This window comes from Prosthecobacter sp., from assembly GCF_044236155.1.
Lineage (GTDB): Bacteria > Verrucomicrobiota > Verrucomicrobiia > Verrucomicrobiales > Verrucomicrobiaceae > Prosthecobacter.
Window position 1 is genome coordinate 61,186 of record NZ_JBIIHA010000001.1, and the last position, 20,560, is coordinate 81,745.

Sequence of the window (20,560 nt, forward strand, 5' to 3'; positions counted from 1 at the left end):
GTCATTGATTCGTCATTCTGGTTTCTGATTTCGTCATTTGCACGTCTTCATCGGTACAAAAAAACCCGCGCACACCACTTGGCATGCGCGGGCTGAAGAAGCTTACGTCCGTCAGTTGTTTCCGATCATGAGCAGCATGGTGTCCCCTTTGCGCCAGACGCGCAGGAGCACGGTCTTGTCGCTTTCTTTGGCGAGTGTGCGGGCCTCGGCGGCGGTGGTGACGGGCTTGCGGTTCACATGGGAGATCACGTCGCCTTCCTCGACGCCCATGGCGGCGGCACGGCTGTTGGGATCGACCTTCGTGACAATGACGCCGTTGACGTTCTCCGGCACATCGTGGCGCTCACGCAGGGCTTTGGAGAGGTTCTGGACGGTGACACCGGTAACGAGATCGGAGACATTTTCCTGCTGTTTCGGCGCTCCGGGGCGGGGGATGGCACGGGAACCGGCGCCGGTCTCCGCGAGCGCCTCTTCCGGCAGTGTTTCGAGCGTGGCGGTGACGGTCATGGGCTTGCCGTTGCGCAGCAGCTCGATCGGGATCGCGGTGCCCGGCTTGGTGCCGCTGACGATGAGGCGCAGACGGCTGCTGCTGTCCACTTTTTGACCATTGATGGATGTGATGACGTCTTCGAGTTGGATGCCGGCTTTCTCGGCCGGAGAGTCAGCGCCGACCATCATGACGACCGCGCCGCCCTGCTCCTTCATCTTGAGGCGCTCAGCCATGTTCGCATCAAGGTCGGCGATTTGAACGCCGAGGAAACCACGCTGCACGGCACCGTCATCGAGGAGGTCTTCCACGATGCCGAGGGCCATGTTGACCGGGATGGCGAAGCCGATTCCGGCGTTCATGCCTGAGCGGGAGAGGATGGCGGTGCTGATGCCGATGACACGGCCCATGCCATCGACGAGCGGGCCGCCGGAGTTGCCGGGATTGATCGAGGCGTCGGTCTGAATGAAGTCTTCGTAGCCTTTCACGCGGCCTTTACCGACGATGCCTTCGTCGCTGCGACCGAGGGCGCTGACGATGCCCTGCGTCACGGAGCGGCTGAGTTCCATCGGCGCGCCGGCGGCGAGGACGATGTCGCCGACACGGATTTTAGCGCTGTCACCGAGGGTGGCGGGCTTGAGGCCGGTGGCGTTGATTTTGATCAGGGCGACGTCGGTGAGCGGATCGGCGCCGATGACCTCGGCGGTATAGTTTTTCTTGCTGCCGTCCACATCGACGGAGACCTCGATTTTCTTCGCGTCGGCGATGACGTGGTTGTTGGTCATGATGTAGCCGTCCGCGGAAATGATGAAGCCGGAGCCGACCCCGCGCTGCTGGTTCTGCTCGTCTTCCGGTGGTGTCTGCGGACGCTGTGGCTGGCCCCGACGGCCGCGGGGATTGAACGGGGGCTCGTCGTCCTCGTTCATGCCGCCGAAGTCATCCGGCGCGCCGAAGAAACGGTAGAAGAAAGGGCGGAGCTGCGGCGGGATCTGGTCGATCTCAGGGGTTTTGATCGGCGCGGAGGAGTAGATGGTGACGACGCTGGGGAGGATCTTGTCCACCACGGTGGCGTAGCTCATCTGGAGCTGGCCGTTGTTCGGCAGCGGCGTGCCGTCCTTGACGATCTTGGCCTGGAAGTCAGCCGCCGAGGTCTTCGGAGGCGCTGTTTCGGCCAGGATGGTGCTCTGCTGGAATCCTGCGGCCAGCATGTTGGCGCAGACGAGTGCGGTGCTGAGGCGGGCGGGAGTTTTCATGTCGGTGTTGGGTTGGGTTTTGTTTGCATGTCCCGCACACAGGTCGGGACATGCGCTGACAGACGTATGCACGGGAGGAATGTTGAATGAATTTCCCGCGCTGCATAGCGCATGTGTGGAATAATTTACGCCGCACACAAAACTCCGGAGGCGCGGCGTTTAGCGCGGTCACTTCCGTGCCTCGGCCAGCGCCTTGACCATGACCTCCTTCAGCGTCACTTCGGCCCCGCCACGGCGTTTGCTCTCGTCGGCGGCTTCCATGAAGGCATAGATTTCGAGCGTTTCCTCGGGCGTGACGGGCGCGATGCCGGTGCGGAAGAAATGCACAATGGAGAAGAGCAGCGGGTCGTAGCCCTCGTATTTGCCGACGGTGTCGTCCGCACCTTTGTCCCCCACGGCCTTGCCGCCATAGCCTTTGCCCTCGGTGTAGGTGCCGGTGCGCGCGCCTTCCCACGTGCCGGTGACGGTGATTTTTCCGTCGGCGGTGGTGCCGCGTTTCACGCCCTGGCAGCCGGTGCCCATGAGGGTGAAGAGCGACTCAACGCCATGGATGCCATACCAAAATAGATCGGGATGATGCGGCTCCAGGCTGGCAGGGCTGGTGGTCTCCGCGCTGCTGACGCGGCCGATGCTGCCTTTGCGCACGGCGAGGGTGCTCTTGCCGAAGCGCAGGGATGATGAGGAGAAGACAGGAATGCCGGTTTTCTTTGAGGCGTCGAACATCTTGATCGCATCGACCAGCGTTCCCGCGATGGGCTTGTCGATGAACACGGGCTTGTGCGCCTCCAGGCACTCCAAAAGCTGCTCCAGGTGCGGGCGGCCGTCGTTGGTTTCGAGGAAGACGACGTCCACTTTGTCGAGCAAGGCGTCGATCGATGGCACGATCTCGACGCCGAGGGCTTTGACGGTCTCGGTGTATTCGGGCACGCGTTTGGTGCTCGACTCGATGTCTTTCGAGCCCTGGGGATAAGCGGCGACGACACGCAGGCCCATGACTTCCGGCTTCTGCGGCGTGGTGTTCAGCGTCTTCGTGAATGCGACGGCGTGCGAGGTGTCGAGGCCGATGATGCCGGCGCGGATGTTTTGCGCGGAGGCGTGAGTGGAAAACAGCGCCAGGGCGCCGGCGGCGAGAAGCAGGGAGCGAATCATGAGGCGATGACTACGCTACCTGCGGCACGGCCTTTCGCTGCATGAACGAACTTACTTCGTGCCGATGCAGTAAACGGCCTTCTCGCTGCGCAGGAGCAACTGGTCGCCGCTGACCGCAGGCGTGGCGTTAAACTGCGAATTGTCGAGCGAGAGCACGTTGTGGCCGATGAGCTCAAACTTTGGCTTCGCGGCGATGATGTAGGCGCCGTTTTTGCGCGAGACGCAGACCAGCTTGTCGCCGATGAGCACGGGCGAGGCATAAAACGGCTTCCCACCGCCGCCACGACGTCCGCCTCCCGCTCCACCGCCGCCGCCTTCGATCACGCGCTCACGGAACACATCCTGTCCTGTCTTCGCGTCGATGCAGGTGGCGAAGCCCTGGTCGTTCACGACGTAAAGATGGCCGTCCTTGAGGATCGGCGTCGGCACATACGAGCTGGTGTTGCTGCTCCACAGGATCGCATTGGCGGTGATGTCGCCCTTGCCGCCGAGTTTGATCGCCGTGCTGCGCGTGGCGGGGTAGCCGCCGAAAACGTAGGCTGTGTCGCCGCCGGGGATCACGCTGGGGGAGACATTGCCGCTGAGGCCATGCACGGCATACCAGCGCAGCTTGCCGGTTTCTGGATTCAGACCCCACAATTCCTGCGGCACGGCGATGACGAGGTCGGTCACACCATCGCGCTGAAACACGTTCGGCGTGCCGTAGGCCATGCCGAACTCGCCCTCGGCCTTCCAAACGATTTTGCCGGTCTTTTTGTCGAGGCCGATGATCGCCTGAGCCTCGTCGCTTGCGTTTACCACAAGCACATCGCCAGCCAGAATGGGGCTTGCCGCCGACCCCCAGCGCATGCGGCCGGAGCCTGTGCCGCAGGAGGTCTGCCACAGTTGTTTGCCCTGCATGTCAAAGGCCAGCGCGCCGCTCTTGCCAAAAAACACATAAACGCGCTCGCCATCCGTCACCGGCGTGTGCGTGGCGTAGCCGTGCTCGGTGATGAAACCCTGCCACGGATCTTCCGCGGCGGCGGAGGGCACCGGGGCGTCCCAGAGCACCTTTCCATCGGCTCGATTGAGGCAGATGAGATGTCGCGTGAGCTTGCTCATGTCATTCGCACCCTCCTTGTCGGCGTAGCCCGTCCAGCAGGTCACGAAAACCTTGTCGCCATGCACGATCGGGCTGGAGGAACCGGGGCCGGGCATCTCCGCCTTCCACACGATGTTCTCCGAGTCGCTCCATTTCAGCGGCACCTTCGATTCCGTGACGATGGCCGCACCTGTGGGGCCGAGAAAGCGCGGCCAGTCGGTCGAATTGGCGGCGTGGACTGTGACTGAGGCGAAAGCGAGGGCGAGAAGCGATTTCATGACCGCCGAGAAACCCCGCGCGTCGGGAAAAGTTACGCCGTGCGCTTCCACCACAGCACATAGCCGCTGAAAATCTGCAGGAGCAGTGCCGCGCAGACGAAGAACGCGATCCATCGCGTGGCCGTGCCACCGACGGCGCCGATGTGGAGCGAGAGCTGGAGATTGTTGTAGCGTTGCAGCCATCCGCCTTCGCGGGCGCTATGAACGGCGAGCGCTTTGCCGCTCCACTGATCGACAAACACCACGCTGCGGCCCGCGGGCGATCCGTCCTCGGGAAACGCGAGTTAGATGCGATAGGTCGCATGCGGGTTCGGCGGCGGTATTTCCACGGCGGCGGCCCTGGCTCCGGGCAGAGCGGCTTCGGCAGCGTGAACCGCCGCATCGACGCTGATTCGTCGTGCTCCGGCCTGCGGAGCGTGCGATCCGGGCGAATGCGGATGCTCAAGATGCAGATGCCGCATGGTGAGGCCGGTGATGCAGACGATGATGAGGAACAACGACGAATAAAGGCCCGCTACACTGTGCAGATCGAGATTGAAGCGGCGGAAGTTTGCGCCTTTGCGGAAACCGAAGATGCGAAGTGGCCACCACAGCCACAAACCGGTGAGTGCGAGGCCTAGCGTTGTCCAAGTGGCGATTTCGACGATCAATCCGCCCGTCGTGCCAAGCATGAGGTTCACATGCAGCTTTACCAACGTCTGCCACCACAGGCCCATGCGCGGGCGGATGCCCAGAATCGCGCCGGAACTCGGATCGCAGTGAATCATGCGGTTTCCGCCCATCAGGACCAGCGCGTCGTGCTTGTCCCGTGGCAGCCTGATGCCCTGGACGCGCATGTCCGGGTGCTTCCGGGCCACCTCCTCCAAAGCCTTGCTCACAGGCGCATGATTTCCCGTCTGATGCGGAAACAACCCTGGATTCAACCAGCGGTCCTGCGTGTGCTGGAAGACCAGCATTCCGCCGGTGATGGCGAGAAACAAGATGACCAGACCGGCAACGACACCCACCCAGCGGTGCAACCAGAGAAGAGTGCGGCGGATTTTCACGAAGAATGATTTTCATCCTTCAACAGGGCAAGCCGCGCATCGTTGCGGAGAAACCCGCACTCAAGCCGTCACCGGGGCCGTCTGGAAGCGCTCCATGCTGAAACGTTTCATCAACGAACCGGCGGCCACATAGCCGAAGCCGCCGAAGAAGAGCAGCAGGAAGGGGATCGAGCCCCACTGGCCGCGCTGGGCGGCAAGGGCGATCATCCAGGCGAAGTAGCCGGTGAGCGCGACCTCGATCCACAACGCGATGGACTTGCCGGCCTTGTAGTGCGTTTTTTTCTTCGCCGCCTGCGCCTGTGTGGCGATGCCATACTTCGGCGTGCGCACAAACTCGCTGTCCTGGTTGAGCAGCGCCTCGAGAACCGCCCTGCCATTGTTGATGCTCATCCCGATGCCGAGAGCGAGCAGCATGGGCACGTAGGGGAGAGTTTTCAGCCAGCCCCATTTGCTCTGCGAGCCCTGGGCGGTCATGTAGAAGACAATGACGCTGAGCGAGGCGAAGAAGAACACCGGCACATCGACGAAGACCGCCTTGTGCCACGAACTGCCCATCACGAAATTCGCCGGATACATGAGCACCAGCGTGCAGAGCGTGAGCAGGTAGGCGAAGTTCGAGGTGAGGTGAGCGGTGGCCTCCAGCTTCAGCGCCAGCGGGATGTCGCTGCGCCAGATGTCACCGAGGATTTTTTTGCACACCTGGATGGAGCCCTTCGTCCAGCGGTGCTGCTGGCTCTTGAAGCCGTCCATGTCCGGCGGCAGTTCGGCAGGAACGACGACATCCTTCAAGTAGATGAACTTCCAGCCCTTCAACTGGGCGCGGTAGCTGAGGTCGAGGTCTTCCGTGAGCGTGTCATGCTGCCAGCCGCCGCCATCCTCGATGGCCTTGCGCCGCCAGATGCCGGCGGTGCCGTTGAAGTTCAAAAACTCGCCGTGGCGGCTGCGGGCGGTCTGCTCCAGCACGAGATGGCCGTCCAGAAAGAGGGCCTGCAGGCGGGTGAGCAGGGAGAAGTCCTTGTTCGCATGCCCCCAGCGCGCCTGGACCATGCCGACCTTCTCGTCGGTGAAGTGGTGGATGAGTTTCTTGAGGTAGTCCGGCTGCGGCTGGAAGTCGGCGTCGAAAATGCAGATGAACTCGCCCTTCGCGGAGGCCATCGCCTCGTCGAGCGCCCCGGCCTTGAAGCCATGGCGGTTCGTGCGGTGGCGGTATTCGATGTCGAGTCCCTGCGCGGCGTGCCCTGCGGCCAGTTTCTCGGCAAAGGCGGCGGTTTCATCGGTGGAGTCGTCCAGCAGTTGGATTTGCAGCTTCTCACGCGGATAATCCAGGGCGCTGACGCAGCGCAGGAGGTTTTCCACCACGTCGTATTCGTTGAAGATCGGCAGTTGGACGGTGACGACCGGCAGTTCGTCAAACTCACGCGCCGGACTCGGCACGTCGGAGCGATGCTTCCAAAAATGGTATAGCACTTTGATCCTGTGGGCTCCAAAGCCAGACAGGGCGGTGAAAACAAGGATGTAGCTGGCAAGCCAGAAAAAATTGTCCCAGGCGAACATACGGGGAGCCGTCCAAGGGAAACGGGCGGCATTCATCGCCGCCAGAACGCAGGATTCAAGAGCAAATACTGGGCCTGTTTGTGGCTAAATTTCAGGGCAGGCTGCCACCTTTTCGGAGGCGCGCCGGATTCGTGGTCAACCGGCTCTCCTAACTCAAGCAGGATTTCACGAGGCTGACGAGCGCACCCGCATCCAGCAAAATGGCCGCGATAAGGGCGAGCCAGAAGAGGCGCTTCAGGAGCGGTGCCTTCCCGCGCCAGAAGACGCGCAGTCCGAGCGGAACGCCTGCGGCTCCGCCGAGCCAGAGGCCCAGGGTGAGCAGGCCGGCCCACACGGACTTGTCACTGTTGATGATGATCTCGCGGGATTCACCGGGGAACAAAATGGATCGTGCGATGCCCAGAAAAAGCTCCAGCAAAAAGCTGCTCACGAAGACGAGGTAGAACAACATCACATGAGCGAGAGCCCAGACGGCGATGAGGCTGAGGCCCGCCAGGATGCGGCCAAGACCAGGAGAAGATGATTCGGGCACGGCGGGCGGGTTCATGGGCGGATCAATCGGAGTGTTGCTCAGTGCCGCTCCACTTGAGCTTGGGAGCGCCGCCGTTTTCATCGGGGATGAGTTTGAAGGTGATGGTGGTGTCAAAGTAAGCGCCGTCTTGATCGCTCTTCGGGATCTGGCCGCTGGCTTCAACGACCACAACCGTCGAGGCGCCGCGCTGGGCGATGTTCACATCGTGCAGGGTGACGGTGAAGGCGTCCTTGTCGAACTTCTTGAAGAATCCGCCATTCTCCAAGTGCTCAAAAGCGGCCTTCTTCGCGGGTTCAAGCAGGTCCGCCGCTTCGGACAGGCCGTTCCCGTCCGGCGTGAGTTGATAGACGGCGGCGGTGTAGGTGGCCCACTTGCCGCTGCATACCTGAACAAAAGCCGTGTCAGCGGAACCCCAGGCGACCTCGTGGGTGTAGTGGCCAAAGTCAGGGCGGTCACCGGCATGCTGGCCGGTCGTTTTGCCAAGAATGGCTCCGCTGCGGAGATCGATGGCGTAATTGGTGATTCCCTTGGCTTCCGGGTCCGCGGCGGAGAGCGTGCCGTCCTCGTCGGCTTCACCATCGGGCGTGGATTTGCCCTGCATGCCCCAGGCGAGGGCGAAACGGCCGTCGCGGGACTGTGAGCCGCGGATGAGGCGCCAGCCCTCGCCGACGGTGGCCGCACCTGCTTCCGCCACGCCGCCGCCAGGGGCCTCGTCGGAGGCGATCTGCCGGGCCTTGGCGATGATGGCCCTGACTTCCTGCTCGAGTTCGCCGAAGAGCTCTCCAGCGCCTTGGACTTCATCAATGGGGATGTCCTTGTTCTTGAGGGCGGTGGTGTCCGTGGGCTTGCCTGCGGCGAATTTGCCTTCCTTGGTGAGCATGCGGATGAGGCTGCCGTTGGCGAAGTAGAGACGCTTTTCGACGACGCTCGTGGCCGCCTTCTCCTGCATCGGCGTCATCTCGGAGCGGTCGAGCACAAAGAGCAGCTCGTCGCCCTGGATGAAGAACTGCTTCTTTCCCTCGCCGTGATCGTCATAGGTGAGCGATTCGACGCGGTAGAGAGGCGGCTCGTCCTCGCTCTTCCAAACGTGGTGCTCGAAGGAGAATCCGCCCTCGAGTCCCTGTGCGCTGTAGCCGAGGCAGGGCCAGCTTTCATAGTTCTGCTCCACGGACTCAAAGACGGTGGAGATGCGCTTCAGCGCCGCTTTGTCCTGGGCGAGGAGCGAGGTGGCCGTGAGCAGCACGGCGAGCAGCAGCGGTGTTTTCATGGGAGCTCGGGGTTTGCAGGTCACCACACCGGCTCAAAGAGCGGCCAGGGCGCCTTGGGGTGGTTTTCGCGGGCTTCCTCCATGACGCTGGTGTCTCCGGCAAAGCCCCAGTGGAGCGTCTGCCAGTTTCCTTCGGCGTCCTTTTGGAGCAGCGCGGCGAAATCGAGCTCCATCGTGGCGGCGATGTCCTCGTTTCGCGGTTTTTTGCCATCAGCGGGAGCCACGCTGCCGGTAAAGCTGGCCCAGTTTCCCACCTGGCGCACGGTGCCGGTGAACTGCACCGCCTTGCCCGCATACCCGGTGACGGGCACTCGCATGGAATCCATGATGGCCTTCCGCTCCGGGCTGCCGGCCTTCGGCTCGGTATAAGGCACTTTTTTGAGCGAGGTGGTGAAGGCCACCTTGTTCGGCTCCTTGAGGTTCATGCGGCCGTTGCCGCCTTCGACGAGCTCGCCCTCGCCGATCATGAGCTGCCCGCCATCGAGTTTGAGCACCATTTCCTCGCTCTGCTCGCTGCCCTCGATCTCAAAGGTCCACAGCACTTGGATCACATCGCCATTCACGATGCCATCGAGGTGGCCGCGGGCCCCGTGCCCGTCCTTCGGCAGCCAGGCTTTGGTCCCGCTGACCTTTTCACCGTTCTCGATGCTCAGGGCGATGCGAGTGGAGTCCGTCTTGGTCTCCCTGGCAAAGAAGACCACCTGCGTGTCCGCACGGCCCTCCGCCACGGGAAGCAGGAAGGCGAGCGCGAGCAGGGCGGTCTTGTTCATGGGCGGAAGATGGAGCCAGTCTGATCTCAGATCTTCTTGAGGGACTTCAGCAGCGCGTCGATGGCCGCGCCGTGCATCTCCGAGCCCTTTGGCGATGCGGCGATGAAGACCATGAAGAGCTTGTCGTTGTCACCATTGGTCACCATGATCGCGTTGATGTTTGCCATGCCCTGATCGTCCTGGCCCTTGCCATTGAGAATGTAGATGCCGACGTTGTTGCTGCCGCCTTCCTGCATCGGCTTCCACTCCACGTTCTTGAAAGCATCCTGCACCACGGTCTTCATCTCCTCCAGCGCCTTGGCCCCTTCCTGTTTCGTGGCCTTCAAGGCGGAGACTTCGACGACCACGTTGTCATCATCATCGGCGCGGAGGTAGAGCAGGTCGTCCTCCCATTCCGTCTCCCAGGCCTCCGGCACGGACAGGGAGATCATGGGCTCCGCCTTGGGGTAGGTCATGTCTTTGGAGAAGGCATTGAGGGAAAGGGCGAAACAGGCCAGAAGGATGTGGAGGCAGCTTTTCATGGGGTGTGTTGAGTTGTTTGTGGTAACCCGCGGGCTTTCCGGCCGATAACCCTTCTTGTCAAATGTGCCCGACTGGAATGTTGGGCTTCAAACAGTGGGGGCAGGCTGGCTGCGGCTCCTCACGTTCCTTGCCCTCTCCCTGGCATGCGGCGCAAGTCCGGCATCCGCTTTCCTTGCACATCATCGTCCCGTCCGCATCATGCCCGCATGCCCACCGAACAGCGCGACTGGTATGACACGCCTCTTTATTACGACATCGTCTTCGACGACGGCACGCGGCAGGAGGCCGACTTTCTCGAAGGGGCCTTCGTGAAACATGGAGACGGGCAGGGGAGAAGGCTGCTCGAACCGGCCTGCGGCAGCGGCCGTCTGGCGTTGGAGATGGCCCGCCGCGGCTGGGACGTGAGCGGATTTGACGGAAACGCGAACATGATCGAGTTCGCGCTGGAGCGCATGGCTTCCGCCGGCCTCAAGGCGCGGTTGTGGGAGGACTGGATGCAGAGCTTCACGTTGCCCAAGGGCGTGAAGGGCGGCTTTGATCTCGCCCACTGCCTGGTGAGCACCTTCAAATACCTGCATACGGAAAAAGACGCCGCCGAGTGCCTGCGGCGGGTCGCGGCGGCTCTGCGGCCCGGCGGATTCTTCTTCCTCGGCCTGCATTTGACGGATTACGACCGCGGCGGCCCCGAGCATGAGCGCTGGGTGGCGAAGCGCGGCAAGGTTGAGGTCGTGTGCAACACCCACACCTGGCCTGCGGACCGCAAAACGCGCCTGGAACAGCTCCGCACCCGTCTGCGCATCACCGACTCCGGCCGCACGCACATGCAGGAGACGCGCTGGCAGTTCCGAACCTATGACGCGGCCCAGTTGAAGGCACTGCTGCGCAAGGTGCCGGAACTGGAGTTCGTCGAGTGCTACGATTTCACCTACGACCTCGCCGAGCCGCTCCGTTTGGACGACAGTTACGCGGATGTGCTGCTGGTGCTGCGCAAACGCGCCTGAGCCCGCTTTGCACGCTGGACAATTCCCGCCGCCTCCGCTCCAATACATCCCGCATGAATCTTCGCCTCCTCGCCGGTCTCATCGCGCTCAGCAGCGCGGCTTCCCTTTGCGCCCAGACGACAGACGCGCCCGCCGCGCCGTCCCAGCCCGCCACGTTCGAGTTCAAGGATGGCGACCGTGTGGTTCTGCTCGGCAACACCGTCTTCGAGCGCGAGCAGCGCTATGGTGCCTTCGAGCCGAGGCTCGCCCTCGCCCTCGGCGACACGAAGGTCAGCGTGCGCAATCTCGCGTGGAGCGGCGACACGGTCTTCGGTCATGCGCGCTCGTATTTCGGCCCGCCGGAGGAGGGCTTGCAGCGTCTCTCCGGCCATCTGGAAATGCTCAAGCCCACCGTCGTCATGCTCTGCTACGGCTCCGAGCTCGCCTTCGAGCGTCTCGGCGGCCTGCCGGACTTTTTGAGCGGCTACCGCAGCCTCATCGAGCTCATCCGCGCGAAATCTCCCGGCGTGCGCATCATCATCGTCTCGCCTCCGCCGCTGGAAACACTCGCCCCGCCGCTGCCGGACCTCTCCGAGCAGAACGCGAACCTTTCCAGCCTGCGCGACGCGCTGCGGAAGTTCGCCGGCATGCAGAACGCCTACTTCATCGACTGGTTCGAGCTCATGGGCGGCCTGCCGAAGCCCGGCCGCACCGCGAAGCCGCTCACGGAGAACGGCGTCCACTATACGCAGGAAGGCTACGAAAAGCTCGCCGCGAAACTCGTCGAAGGCCTCGGCCTGAAGATGCCTGACGCGCCCTCTCCCGCGCTTGAGAACCTCCGCCGCGCCGTCATCGCCAAGGACACGCTTTTCTTCAACCGCTGGCGTCCGCAGAACGAGACCTACCTCTTCGGCTTCCGCAAACACGAGCAGGGCCAGAACGCGAAGGAGATCCCCATGTTCGACCCGCTCATCGCTCAGGGCGACGAGGCCATCCAGAAGATCAAAAGCGAGGTGCTTGCGCAGTCCCGGCGGCCGTGAGGGGCGTCTCAGGTGGGGCCCCAAGATCGTTCTCGCCTTTCGCCGCCGTATTTGGGACACTCCGCCCATGAACTCGCCCCTCCTCTCCACCGCCGGGAAACTCACCAGCCGTCGTGACATCCTCCGCACGCTTGGTTCCGCCGCCTTCGCCGCGTTTCCATCGCTGCGCGCCGCCCCCGCCGCCGGCGCGTCGAAGGACTCGCTGGCCATGCAGTTCTACAAGAGTCTCACGGAGGAGCAGCGGGCGAAGATCGTCCTGCCGCGCGACCACGCGAAGCGCGGCTTCGTCAGCAACTGGTGGTACATCTGCCCCGAGCAGCGCCTGCACACCTTCTACACGCCGGACCAGCAGGACCTCGTGAAGCAGATCTTCGAGTCCCTGCATCACCCCGACCATCGCGAAAAGATGAACTGGCAGGTGCAGAAGGACCTCATGGGCCAGATCAAGAACACGCCCTCCGTCGGCTTCTTCGGCACGCCGGAGGATGACGACTTCGAGTTCCTCTACACCGGCCACCACGTCACCCGCCGCACCTTCGTGCATCCCGCCCACGCCGCGGGCTTCGGCGGCCGGCCCATCTTCTACGGGAACTTCGCCAAAGCCTTCCGGGAGGAGAAGGACCACGCCGGGAACCCCTTCTGGTATCAGGGCCTCGCCTTCAACGAGTTCGTCAGCGCCCTCGACGGCAAGCAGCGCGAGAAAATCCTCGTCGCCCGCGAACCGCGTTCGGAGAAGCCCGCCGAGGTCATCGCCCGCCGTGCGAACGACCTCCCCGGCCTTGCCGGAGCCGACCTCACGAAGGACCAGCAGGCGAAGCTGCTCGAAACCATGCGCCGCATGCTCGTCTGCTTCCGTCCTGCCGATGTCGAGGCCACGCTGAAGACCATCGAGGAAAAGAAAATCATCGAGCGCCTCTTCATCTCCTGCTACGGCGGCGAATACGACATCGGCGGCGACCAGGTGTGGGACACCTGGCAGATCGAAGGCCCCGACATGGTCTGGTACTTCCGCGGCTTCCCGCACATCCACGGGTATTTCCATCTCGCGGCGTGACGGCGTCAGCCCAATCGTCCTCGTCCTCCCACTCGAACTCGTCCTCGACTCTGCCGCCTGGGATGCTGGAGTGATGGAGTGGTGGAGTCTTGGAAGGGGAGCCCGGCCGCCCTCCCATTCTTCGAAGCCTCTGCGAAGGATGAAGCGTTCGCTTCCTCAGGGCTTCAGATGCCGGGCGATGAACTCCTCCGGTCTCATCGGCTGGGGTTTATAGCCGGCGTTTCGCAGCGTTTGATAATCGCCGTCATCCGTCAGGATGAAATAGGCATGCGCGGCGATGGCGCAGTCCGCAAAGGCGTTGTCATCAGGGACGGATGGAATGGTTTGAAAGCGGAAGGCCGGGTTCGTGTGTATGATCGTCCCGTGCGCGTTCGAGACGAGCGTGAAGAGCTTTTGCAGCTTCTCCCAGTGCCCCGGGCTCCGCAGCTCCTGGCACACCTCCTCATACTCCAGCCAGATGGCGGGCGACAGCGCCACGCTGATCTCCCCATAGCTGACGGCCTCCATCAGCCGCCGCAGCGTGCTTTGCCGTCCGAACATGCGGATCACCACATTCGTGTCGAGGACGATGGTCACGTCCCGGCGGCATGACGTTCCCGCACCTCGTGGATGATCCCGGGCAGCCTCTCCATCAGGCCGTTCGCGCGCAGGTCGTCGGTCAGGTCGTCCAGCTCGGCCACCGTCCGGTTGATCTCCAGTTGCGTGAGCACGCGTTCGATCACCGCCATGTCCTCCGGGGACAGGCGTTGCAGACGGTCCATGACCTCGGGCATTGAAACAGCCGTGCTCATGACCGGATTATGCCCGTTTGGTCATGCTGGTGCAAGAGCCTGTTGAGCGGCGGCGGCTTGGAGACAGGGAGAGGGCGAGACTTGGAGACAGGGAGAAGGGGAGACTGGGAGACTGGGAGACTGGGAGAAAAGGAGCGCGGAGATTCGCTTCGCGGCTCCGCCGCTTCTCCGCCTCTGGAGTGGCGACGAGTCTTCACCATGGAGTCGCGCTTCACGTCTTGAAGGCCTTCTCAGACTAGGGCGGTAGTTTGTATTTTAGAGTTGAGGCATCACTTTGGCTGCGAGCGCTGCCCTGTTGGCTCGCTTCGTGGTTCATACGCAGCTGTTTTTTAATATACATCCGTTCATCACCTCAACTTGCTCGCTATGAAGTTGTGAAAGTTCACTGGTGAGCGGAAGGCTTGCAGCCATGGTAAGGTCTTCTCCCGTCTTAGCTCAGACTTCAGTATTCTAAATTTCCGAGGTCGTTTGGTGCAGGCAGCAAAAAGTAATATTCAATTAGTTCGGCAACTAATCGCTGAAGGTACTGGCGACTAATAGGGTTAACCCATTAATCAAAAATGGGTTACCACTAACGCTGGTTACCATTTCAGTCAGATGATTGTGAAATTTAGCATCTGTGAAATACAGATGGAGTTATTATTTCAAATGGCGGCCAGCAATCATGGCCATGCTTATTGCTACCCCAGCACTTTCACAGATGGCTTCTACTGAAGCTTTACGCCTTTCCCATCATCATGCTACAGAGGCCGTGCGTGCGGCGCAATGGGTCAGTTATTATTCAGATGTCGCGGCGCGTAATCCGCAGCATCAATCAGCAGTGTCGCTCGCCTGGCAGTGGAAACATTATGAGACACAGCAGCAGCAGTGGTCGAATTATTATCAACAGTTTGCTCCTTACGAGGTTAAGGCGATTTCAGAGCCGCCAAAGCAGACTTTATACTCCATGGCGGAGACATCCCGTTTGACGCCTATCATCATTCGTGGAGGCTGTGCATACGGTCTGAGCACTTTGCCAGCTGCGGTGCATCGAATTATAGACGCCGGAAATGTGCTCCAAGATAAGCCTTATATGCTTGGCGGTGGGCATCGAAGACTCGAGGATGTGGGTTACGATTGTTCCAGTTCAACCTCTTACATGCTCATCAAGGCGGGTTTGCTACAAAAGGTGCTTAATTCAACGCTTTTAGCATCATATGGCGAGGCCGGGCAGGGGCGTTACATCACTCTGTGGGTGAAACCTGGCCATCATGTTTTCATCACCATCTGTGGGTTGCGTCTTGACACCTCAGGCGGGCGAGTGGCCGAGGGGCCCCGCTGGCGGACAAGCTCCCGCAATGTCACAGGATTCATGCCGCGTCATCCAAGGGGACTTTGATGCCGTATCCAGATAGCTGGTTTGCCCTTTCATGCGCCGTCCCACAAAAACACACTCTCTGCTCTCCGTATCTTTGTGTCATCACATAGGCCTGTTGATTCTGCGCTTGGGTTTTGGTCTCACGATGCTTTTGAATCATGGTTTGCCTTATCTTGCCCATTACGAGCAGGAGGCGTCCCATTTTCTGCCTCTCTTTGGCCTGGATGCCCGACAAACATTGGCGCTCGCAGTTTTTGTCGAAGTGGTGGCCTCTTTACTCGTGATCGTGGGGCTTTTCACTAGGCTGGCTGCTGCTGCTCTGTCCTTCACTATGGCGGTGGCTTTTGTGATGGTGCATGGAGCTAGCTTTGTGGGGGAGCAGTCGGGAGAACTTGCGTTCCTCTACTTTATTGGCGCTTTCGCCATATCCATTATGGGCCCCGGACGGTTTGCATGGGACCGACAGGACACCGTTTGACGGCGGTTTGCCTGCGCCGACAGTGGCCAGGATCTCTCTGAGACCAGTGAACCTAGGATACCATGCATAACCAGCATCTCATGTAGATGGACGATTCGAAGCGACCGTCGTCAGAATCCAAGAACCGAAGCTCTGAATCTCATTCGAAATCGTAATGGCCCCGTCCCGCATATCGTTGCTGTTACCTCCGAGCCGATGCCCAAACGTATTGCTTCGATCGCCCGAGAAAGCAGTGATCTGGACTGTGTTTATCACATTGCGCTGCCGGAGCTTCGAGGAGCTGTGAGCGAAAGCATGGAGGGACGGCGGAGCGAGCAGGATCAAGATTTGGAAATGCTAATTTCCGCCAAGAGGCTGCGTTAAATTGCGGATTTGCCATTGGATCTCGCGATTTGAAGACTGGGGCCGGTTTTGGGCAGCGCGGCAGTGATTTTTTGAGTCCCCGAAGCCTTTCATTTTCAATGGCCGACGAAACACGGCCGGTGCGGACGAAAAATAGGCTGGAGTCAAACCTTCATTCCGGGTATAAACGCTTAAATTCATTCATGGAACGGATGAAAACATGCAAGAATGAATGCTGTGACCTCCAGTATGACTTTGCTCCCGCCAAACCTTTTTGGCGCTTTATTCGGCCTAAGCTGATGGCAGTATAAAGACCGGGTCAAAGGCTCGGAACGTGGTTTTGCCCGAGTGGTGGGGTGGGGCCGGGCCTCGGGAAAGGGGATTTCCTGGGCTGAGGAGCGGCGGGAGGGCTCAGGTGACCGTTTTTCTTGGGATGCGGGAGGTTCCTTGGGGTCAGGTGGCGGCTTTTCTTGCGGTGTGGAGAGGCCGGGAGCCTCGGGATTTTGTTTTTCCGGGGCAGTGGAGGCGCTCAGGGCCTCAGGATTTTTTTTCCGGCCTCTGGAGTCGCTCCTGGCCGGAAGATTTTCTTTTTCCCGGGCCGGGGAGACGTCCTGCCCGCCAAGTTTTTCCTTTTCCTGCGGTGCCGATGGGCGGCGCACGGCGGGAGAAGGCCAACCAACCGCTGGCCATGCGAGTCCTGCGCTGGGATGACGCCATTGGTTTGGACGATCCCAATGCTCGTTGGGGGGGATTCTTCCTACGTGCTGGAGCCGGGCGATCCGGGCTACGTGGGGCCGGCATCGCCCCAACCTGCCGCCCCTCTGTCATTGAAGAAAGGAAAACGCATCATGAACTCGAATGCCACCCCTGACAATCTGTAGGTCCTGCGCTCACTGGCGCATGATCTGGCCGACGGCCTGCACCACATCGAAACGACGATCGGGATGAAACAGAACAAGGAGGCGGATGTGCGGGCGGCGCTGCTGCCGCTGGAGGTGGACCCGGCCGCCGCGGCGGGGAGCGCGGAGATTCGCTTCACGGCTCCGCAGCTTCTCCGCCTCGGGAGTGGCGACGACTCGTCGCCATGCGGATCGAGCCGCCCGCTTCAAGCCGCGCACGTTTCGGAGACTTCCTCTGGAACTGGCACTGACTGGACACTGCCCGCCGCCTGTGCCGGGCCTGGACTTGACTCATCGTCCCTAGACTCATCGTCCAAGGTGGCGGCATGTCCTCCCGCCACCGTGCCCTTGATCATTTCGGGCAGAACGTCCGCAAACACCGAACTGAAAAGGGCCTCTCTCAAGAAGCCCTCGCCGAAAAGGCCGATCTCGATCCCACTTACATCAGCGGTATTGAGCGAGGGGTGCGGAACCCCAGCCTTCTGAGCATCGTGCGCATCGCCAAGGCGCTTGGAATGAACAGCGGCAGCCTTTTTGAGGGGGTGAAAGCGTGAAGCTAAGCGCTGTCGAAATATGTGCGGGCGGTGGCGGTCAGGCTCTCGGGCTTGAAATGGCCGGTTTTGATCACGAAGCGGTGGTTGAATACGAAGCTCGGTTTTGTGAGACCTTACAGAAAAATCGCCCGCAATGGCATCCTATTCATAAAGATATTCGCGATTTTAACGGCACTCCATATCGAGAAGTGGATTTGCTCGCAGGTGGTGTGCCGTGTCCGCCTTTTAGCATCGCGGGCAAACAACGTGGAGCAAATGATGAACGGGACATGTTTCCGACCGCTCTCTCACTTGTGGAACAGATCAAGCCACGTGCAGTCATGTTGGAGAACGTGCCAGGGTTCGCCTCGGCGAAGTTTGAAGATTATCGAAATGAACTTTTACTTAAACTCAGCAAGCTCGGTTATCAGCCAGAGTGGCGCGTCCTTAACGCATCAGACTTTGGCGTGCCTCAGCTTCGTCCGAGATTTGTGCTCGTCGCTCTGCGTCCGATAGATGCTGAATTCTTTCGTTGGCCTGCCCCAAATAAAAACATGCGGCTGGTTGGAGAAACGCTGTTGGACTTAATGCAGGCAGATGGGTGGCTGGGCGCGGAAGCTTGGGCACAAAAAGCGGCTGCCATCGCACCAACTTTGGTTGGAGGATCTAAGTTGCACGGAGGACCGGATCTTGGTCCAACACGCGCAAAGCGGCAATGGCAGGAACTCGGAGTAGATGGCATGGGGATTGCAAATGCTCCTCCACCTAAAGACTTCCCAATCGGCGCTCATCCGCGGCTGACGCTGCGCATGGTGGCCCGTATTCAAAGTTTCCCTGACGATTGGGAGTTTGCTGGCGGGAAGACAGCCGCTTATCGACAAATCGGGAATGCGTTCCCGCCACTTGTGGCAAAGGCAATGGGGCGGGCGATCAAAAGAGCAATTCAACATTCACGGAAGGATATGCTGGCAAGCGCGGACACAGCTTTTGAAGAGCGTCTTCTCGACGAACCAAAGAAATACATCACGGGAACTCGAAAAAAGTCCAAAAGATGAATCCCCATTCTCTCATATCCCTCGCGCGCCAAGAATTTCATCGCGGCCTCCTTAAAGACGGAATCCTCACTATCGACAAGGATGGCATTCCAAACATTGCTGACAAAGGCAGTAAACAAAGCATTGGCATAGCCCAACAGATGGTAAAGGCTGTTGGCTCTGCCTCCACTTCAGTGAAGGCTGCGGGCCAGACATCGGGAAAGGAGTTTGAATCTGCAGTAGCAGACTTTTTGAGGAACACTTTCCTCAAACTGGGCCATTTGCGCCCGGGTTCATGGGAGGTTTCAGATCAAACAACGGGTGGAAGCGTTGAAATCTCAAACTTCGAGCAATACGAGCATCTGCGAAAGCTCCGTGAGGTGATTGAGGCAGACCCTCACCTCGCTGCTGCCTTAGGCTCTGATTATTTGATCACCCCCGATGTTGTAGTGCTTCGGAGTCCAGAACCAGATGAAAGGATTAATGCTGTATCGACCATTGTTGATGACGAAAGCGCCCGGCACACATCTTTGCGTGCCAAAAACCACGGTGTTAAAACTAGATTTGTTAAAGGTAAGCCGGTTCCGCACGAAACGGTGATTCTGCATGCGAGCGTTTCATGCAAATGGACACTTCGCAGTGATCGAGCTCAAAACGCACGAAGCGAAGCGCTTAACCTTATTCGTAACCGCAAGGGGCGTGTGCCTCATATTGTTGCTGTAACTGCTGAGCCTCTCCCTTCACGGATCGCCTCACTTGCCTTGGGGACAAGTGACCTTGACTGTGTCTATCACATCGCGCTCGCGGAACTGTTGGAGGCCGTCAAAGACCAAACGGGCGGAGTGGAGAGCGATCAGTTCGTGGACCTGAACACTCTGGTGAATGGGAAGCGCCTGCGGGACATCAGTGACCTGCCGCTTGATCTCGTGATCTAACCCTCAGAGCAAAACGCGGAGATCACGGATGAATGGCGGCCAGGGATGGCCGCTTCACCTGGGAAAAGGGCCGGATTGTGTTCCCGCCCTCCACTGGGGCGCTCAGGCGGCGGAGGGGGCAGCCTCGTCCTTGCGGGTCCAGAGCTTCCAGAGCGGTTTGCGGGTGGGTTTGGCCTTGGGAGGCGGGAGGCCGGTCTCGAGGATGTGCCAGCGCTGGTGCCAGGCATCGGAAAGCTGGCGGATGAGTTCCTCATGCTGATCGATCTCGTCCAAAGGCAGCCGCAGCAGTGGCAGGCCGATGGCGGCGAAGATGTCGTTTTTGTCCCTGTCTGCCTTTTGGCGCTTTTTGCTGTCGTGGCTGCTGTCGTCGAGCTCGATGGCGAGCATGGGCATCCAGTCCTCATTCCGGCAGACGAGGAAATCGACATGCTTTTTGTCGATCTTGTTGCGGTCGCCGATGGACCCGGTGACTGGGGTGGCGATGTCAGCCAGATTGACCTTGGCGAAGAGCTGGCAGCGGCCTTGGGAGAGCTCGTGCAGAAGGCTGAAGAAGCGGGCCTCGTTGTCCGTGAGCAGGGCTTTGGAGGCGTAGATGTTTTGGAAGCGCAGTTGTGTGCCTGGGAGGGGAGCGATCAACTTCATGGCGAGAGACTTAATTATGGAAATTATATAAACAGCCTTTGGGGTGGCTTCAATGGGCCTTTGAGGGGCATTTTCGGGGCTTTCTGGCCCTCCGAGGCCGTTTTTGGGGGCACAGAAGGGTCTATGTCACCCGACATGAGGGTGTATGTCAGCCCACAGAAAGGTGCATGTCACCCGACATGGTGGTGCATGTCAGCCAACATAACGGTGCATGTCAGCCCGCAGAGGAGTCGATGTCAGCCAACAGAGGGGTGTCTTTGACCTCAAAGGGTGGTGTGTTTGGCCTCAAGGGACGGTGTGTTTGACCTCAAAGGGTGGTGTCTTTAACCTCAAAGGGCGGTGTCTTTGACCTCAAAGGGTGGTGTGTTTGACCTCAAGGGACGGTGTGTTTGACCTCAAAGGGCGGTGTCTTTGACCTTAAAGGGTGGCGTCTTTGACCTCAAAGGGTGGTATCTTTGACCTCAAAGGGTGGTGTGTTTGACCTCAAGGGATGGTGTCTTTGACCTCAAAGGGACGGTGTCTTTGAGCTTAAACAA

General features: G+C 60.2%; 23 protein-coding genes. 9 read left to right on the forward strand and 14 right to left on the reverse strand.

Annotated features, from left to right (window positions below; genetic code table 11):
- Window positions 1–111: 111 nt before the first annotated feature.
- The 10 genes from ACILSE_RS00295 to ACILSE_RS00340 form a co-directional block, all read right to left on the reverse strand.
- Complete coding sequence (locus tag ACILSE_RS00295) at window positions 112–1,740, reverse strand: Do family serine endopeptidase (RefSeq protein WP_395715335.1); 1,629 nt, start codon at window positions 1,738–1,740, stop codon at window positions 112–114.
- A 168-nt stretch (window positions 1,741–1,908) separates the two neighbouring features.
- On the reverse strand, window positions 1,909–2,889 hold the full coding sequence (locus tag ACILSE_RS00300) for a Gfo/Idh/MocA family protein (RefSeq protein WP_395715336.1): 981 nt from the start codon (window positions 2,887–2,889) through the stop codon (window positions 1,909–1,911).
- 51 nt (window positions 2,890–2,940) lie between these two features.
- The gene (locus ACILSE_RS00305) at window positions 2,941–4,248 is read right to left on the reverse strand and encodes a PQQ-binding-like beta-propeller repeat protein (RefSeq protein ID WP_395715337.1); all 1,308 of its coding nucleotides are present in this window, start codon (window positions 4,246–4,248) and stop codon (window positions 2,941–2,943) included.
- 32 nt (window positions 4,249–4,280) lie between these two features.
- Window positions 4,281–4,493: a PepSY domain-containing protein gene (locus ACILSE_RS00310; protein WP_395715338.1), complete on the reverse strand. Its 213-nt coding sequence runs from the start codon at window positions 4,491–4,493 to the stop codon at window positions 4,281–4,283.
- A 39-nt stretch (window positions 4,494–4,532) separates the two neighbouring features.
- Window positions 4,533–5,294 (reverse strand): PepSY-associated TM helix domain-containing protein, encoded by a 762-nt coding sequence (locus tag ACILSE_RS00315; RefSeq protein WP_395715339.1) that lies wholly within the window; start codon window positions 5,292–5,294, stop codon window positions 4,533–4,535.
- Window positions 5,295–5,354: 60 nt separating this feature from the next.
- The gene (locus ACILSE_RS00320) at window positions 5,355–6,848 is read right to left on the reverse strand and encodes a cellulose synthase family protein (RefSeq protein ID WP_395715340.1); all 1,494 of its coding nucleotides are present in this window, start codon (window positions 6,846–6,848) and stop codon (window positions 5,355–5,357) included.
- A gap of 148 nt (window positions 6,849–6,996) precedes the next feature.
- Entirely contained in the window at window positions 6,997–7,395 is a 399-nt protein-coding gene (locus ACILSE_RS00325) for a hypothetical protein (RefSeq protein WP_395715341.1), read from the reverse strand.
- Between the two features lie 7 nt (window positions 7,396–7,402).
- Window positions 7,403–8,647, reverse strand: coding sequence for a hypothetical protein (locus ACILSE_RS00330; RefSeq protein ID WP_395715342.1), 1,245 nt, complete (start codon window positions 8,645–8,647; stop codon window positions 7,403–7,405).
- Between the two features lie 20 nt (window positions 8,648–8,667).
- Complete coding sequence (locus ACILSE_RS00335) at window positions 8,668–9,417, reverse strand: hypothetical protein (RefSeq protein WP_395715343.1); 750 nt, start codon at window positions 9,415–9,417, stop codon at window positions 8,668–8,670.
- A gap of 26 nt (window positions 9,418–9,443) precedes the next feature.
- Window positions 9,444–9,938 carry a hypothetical protein gene (locus tag ACILSE_RS00340; protein WP_395715344.1) on the reverse strand — a complete coding sequence of 165 codons (495 nt, stop codon included), beginning with the start codon at window positions 9,936–9,938 and terminating at the stop codon, window positions 9,444–9,446.
- 207 nt (window positions 9,939–10,145) lie between these two features.
- On the opposite strand from ACILSE_RS00340, the gene ACILSE_RS00345 reads away from it, so the two are divergent.
- The 3 genes from ACILSE_RS00345 (at window position 10,146) to ACILSE_RS00355 (ending at window position 13,013) form a co-directional block, all read left to right on the forward strand.
- Window positions 10,146–10,940, forward strand: coding sequence for a class I SAM-dependent methyltransferase (locus ACILSE_RS00345; RefSeq protein WP_395715345.1), 795 nt, complete (start codon window positions 10,146–10,148; stop codon window positions 10,938–10,940).
- Window positions 10,941–10,993: 53 nt separating this feature from the next.
- A complete protein-coding gene (locus tag ACILSE_RS00350; protein WP_395715346.1) occupies window positions 10,994–11,959 on the forward strand; it encodes an SGNH/GDSL hydrolase family protein in 966 nt (321 codons plus the stop codon).
- Window positions 11,960–12,026: 67 nt separating this feature from the next.
- The gene (locus ACILSE_RS00355; protein ID WP_395715347.1) at window positions 12,027–13,013 is read left to right on the forward strand and encodes a DUF3500 domain-containing protein; all 987 of its coding nucleotides are present in this window, start codon (window positions 12,027–12,029) and stop codon (window positions 13,011–13,013) included.
- 156 nt (window positions 13,014–13,169) lie between these two features.
- Here the strand turns inward: ACILSE_RS00355 and ACILSE_RS00360 are convergent, their stop codons facing one another.
- Entirely contained in the window at window positions 13,170–13,589 is a 420-nt protein-coding gene (locus ACILSE_RS00360; RefSeq protein WP_395715348.1) for a putative toxin-antitoxin system toxin component, PIN family, read from the reverse strand.
- Entirely contained in the window at window positions 13,586–13,804 is a 219-nt protein-coding gene (locus ACILSE_RS00365; RefSeq protein ID WP_395715349.1) for a hypothetical protein, read from the reverse strand. Before ACILSE_RS00365 ends, ACILSE_RS00360 begins: the two co-directional genes overlap by 4 nt.
- A gap of 664 nt (window positions 13,805–14,468) precedes the next feature.
- On the opposite strand from ACILSE_RS00365, the gene ACILSE_RS00370 reads away from it, so the two are divergent.
- The 3 genes from ACILSE_RS00370 to ACILSE_RS00380 all read left to right on the forward strand — a co-directional run bounded on the left by ACILSE_RS00370 (window position 14,469) and on the right by ACILSE_RS00380 (window position 16,002).
- Window positions 14,469–15,182, forward strand: coding sequence for a hypothetical protein (locus ACILSE_RS00370; RefSeq protein ID WP_395715350.1), 714 nt, complete (start codon window positions 14,469–14,471; stop codon window positions 15,180–15,182).
- A gap of 31 nt (window positions 15,183–15,213) precedes the next feature.
- Entirely contained in the window at window positions 15,214–15,639 is a 426-nt protein-coding gene (locus ACILSE_RS00375; RefSeq protein WP_395715351.1) for a DoxX family protein, read from the forward strand.
- A gap of 93 nt (window positions 15,640–15,732) precedes the next feature.
- A complete protein-coding gene (locus tag ACILSE_RS00380; protein WP_395715624.1) occupies window positions 15,733–16,002 on the forward strand; it encodes an NgoMIV family type II restriction endonuclease in 270 nt (89 codons plus the stop codon).
- A gap of 869 nt (window positions 16,003–16,871) precedes the next feature.
- Here ACILSE_RS00380 and ACILSE_RS00385 read toward each other — a convergent pair.
- Window positions 16,872–17,099 (reverse strand): hypothetical protein, encoded by a 228-nt coding sequence (locus tag ACILSE_RS00385; protein WP_395715352.1) that lies wholly within the window; start codon window positions 17,097–17,099, stop codon window positions 16,872–16,874.
- A gap of 107 nt (window positions 17,100–17,206) precedes the next feature.
- Between ACILSE_RS00385 and ACILSE_RS00390 the strand changes: the two genes are divergently transcribed.
- The 3 genes from ACILSE_RS00390 to ACILSE_RS00400 are packed head-to-tail and all read left to right on the forward strand — an operon-like array spanning window position 17,207 to window position 19,382.
- The gene (locus ACILSE_RS00390; protein WP_395715353.1) at window positions 17,207–17,434 is read left to right on the forward strand and encodes a helix-turn-helix domain-containing protein; all 228 of its coding nucleotides are present in this window, start codon (window positions 17,207–17,209) and stop codon (window positions 17,432–17,434) included.
- Window positions 17,431–18,468 carry a DNA cytosine methyltransferase gene (locus tag ACILSE_RS00395; protein ID WP_395715354.1) on the forward strand — a complete coding sequence of 346 codons (1,038 nt, stop codon included), beginning with the start codon at window positions 17,431–17,433 and terminating at the stop codon, window positions 18,466–18,468. The genes ACILSE_RS00390 and ACILSE_RS00395 overlap by 4 nt, the downstream gene beginning before the upstream one ends.
- The gene (locus tag ACILSE_RS00400) at window positions 18,465–19,382 is read left to right on the forward strand and encodes an NgoMIV family type II restriction endonuclease (RefSeq protein WP_395715355.1); all 918 of its coding nucleotides are present in this window, start codon (window positions 18,465–18,467) and stop codon (window positions 19,380–19,382) included. The genes ACILSE_RS00395 and ACILSE_RS00400 overlap by 4 nt, the downstream gene beginning before the upstream one ends.
- 102 nt (window positions 19,383–19,484) lie before the next feature.
- Here the strand turns inward: ACILSE_RS00400 and ACILSE_RS00405 are convergent, their stop codons facing one another.
- Window positions 19,485–20,024 carry a DUF2726 domain-containing protein gene (locus ACILSE_RS00405; RefSeq protein ID WP_395715356.1) on the reverse strand — a complete coding sequence of 180 codons (540 nt, stop codon included), beginning with the start codon at window positions 20,022–20,024 and terminating at the stop codon, window positions 19,485–19,487.
- Window positions 20,025–20,560: the final 536 nt, after the last annotated feature.

What these genes read in the sequence shown, in the direction of transcription:
- ACILSE_RS00295 (WP_395715335.1), bottom strand. Translation starts at nt 1,740, where the DNA reads ATGAAAACTCCCGCCCGCCTCAGCACCGCACTCGTCTGCGCCAACATG.
- ACILSE_RS00300 (WP_395715336.1), bottom strand. Translation starts at nt 2,889, where the DNA reads ATGATTCGCTCCCTGCTTCTCGCCGCCGGCGCCCTGGCGCTGTTTTCC.
- ACILSE_RS00305 (WP_395715337.1), bottom strand. Translation starts at nt 4,248, where the DNA reads ATGAAATCGCTTCTCGCCCTCGCTTTCGCCTCAGTCACAGTCCACGCC.
- ACILSE_RS00320 (WP_395715340.1), bottom strand. Translation starts at nt 6,848, where the DNA reads ATGTTCGCCTGGGACAATTTTTTCTGGCTTGCCAGCTACATCCTTGTT.
- ACILSE_RS00325 (WP_395715341.1), bottom strand. Translation starts at nt 7,395, where the DNA reads ATGAACCCGCCCGCCGTGCCCGAATCATCTTCTCCTGGTCTTGGCCGC.
- ACILSE_RS00330 (WP_395715342.1), bottom strand. Translation starts at nt 8,647, where the DNA reads ATGAAAACACCGCTGCTGCTCGCCGTGCTGCTCACGGCCACCTCGCTC.
- ACILSE_RS00335 (WP_395715343.1), bottom strand. Translation starts at nt 9,417, where the DNA reads ATGAACAAGACCGCCCTGCTCGCGCTCGCCTTCCTGCTTCCCGTGGCG.
- ACILSE_RS00340 (WP_395715344.1), bottom strand. Translation starts at nt 9,938, where the DNA reads ATGAAAAGCTGCCTCCACATCCTTCTGGCCTGTTTCGCCCTTTCCCTC.
- ACILSE_RS00345 (WP_395715345.1), top strand. Translation starts at nt 10,146, where the DNA reads ATGCCCACCGAACAGCGCGACTGGTATGACACGCCTCTTTATTACGAC.
- ACILSE_RS00350 (WP_395715346.1), top strand. Translation starts at nt 10,994, where the DNA reads ATGAATCTTCGCCTCCTCGCCGGTCTCATCGCGCTCAGCAGCGCGGCT.
- ACILSE_RS00355 (WP_395715347.1), top strand. Translation starts at nt 12,027, where the DNA reads ATGAACTCGCCCCTCCTCTCCACCGCCGGGAAACTCACCAGCCGTCGT.
- ACILSE_RS00365 (WP_395715349.1), bottom strand. Translation starts at nt 13,804, where the DNA reads ATGAGCACGGCTGTTTCAATGCCCGAGGTCATGGACCGTCTGCAACGC.
- ACILSE_RS00370 (WP_395715350.1), top strand. Translation starts at nt 14,469, where the DNA reads ATGGCCATGCTTATTGCTACCCCAGCACTTTCACAGATGGCTTCTACT.
- ACILSE_RS00375 (WP_395715351.1), top strand. Translation starts at nt 15,214, where the DNA reads ATGCGCCGTCCCACAAAAACACACTCTCTGCTCTCCGTATCTTTGTGT.
- ACILSE_RS00390 (WP_395715353.1), top strand. Translation starts at nt 17,207, where the DNA reads ATGTCCTCCCGCCACCGTGCCCTTGATCATTTCGGGCAGAACGTCCGC.
- ACILSE_RS00400 (WP_395715355.1), top strand. Translation starts at nt 18,465, where the DNA reads ATGAATCCCCATTCTCTCATATCCCTCGCGCGCCAAGAATTTCATCGC.
- ACILSE_RS00405 (WP_395715356.1), bottom strand. Translation starts at nt 20,024, where the DNA reads ATGAAGTTGATCGCTCCCCTCCCAGGCACACAACTGCGCTTCCAAAAC.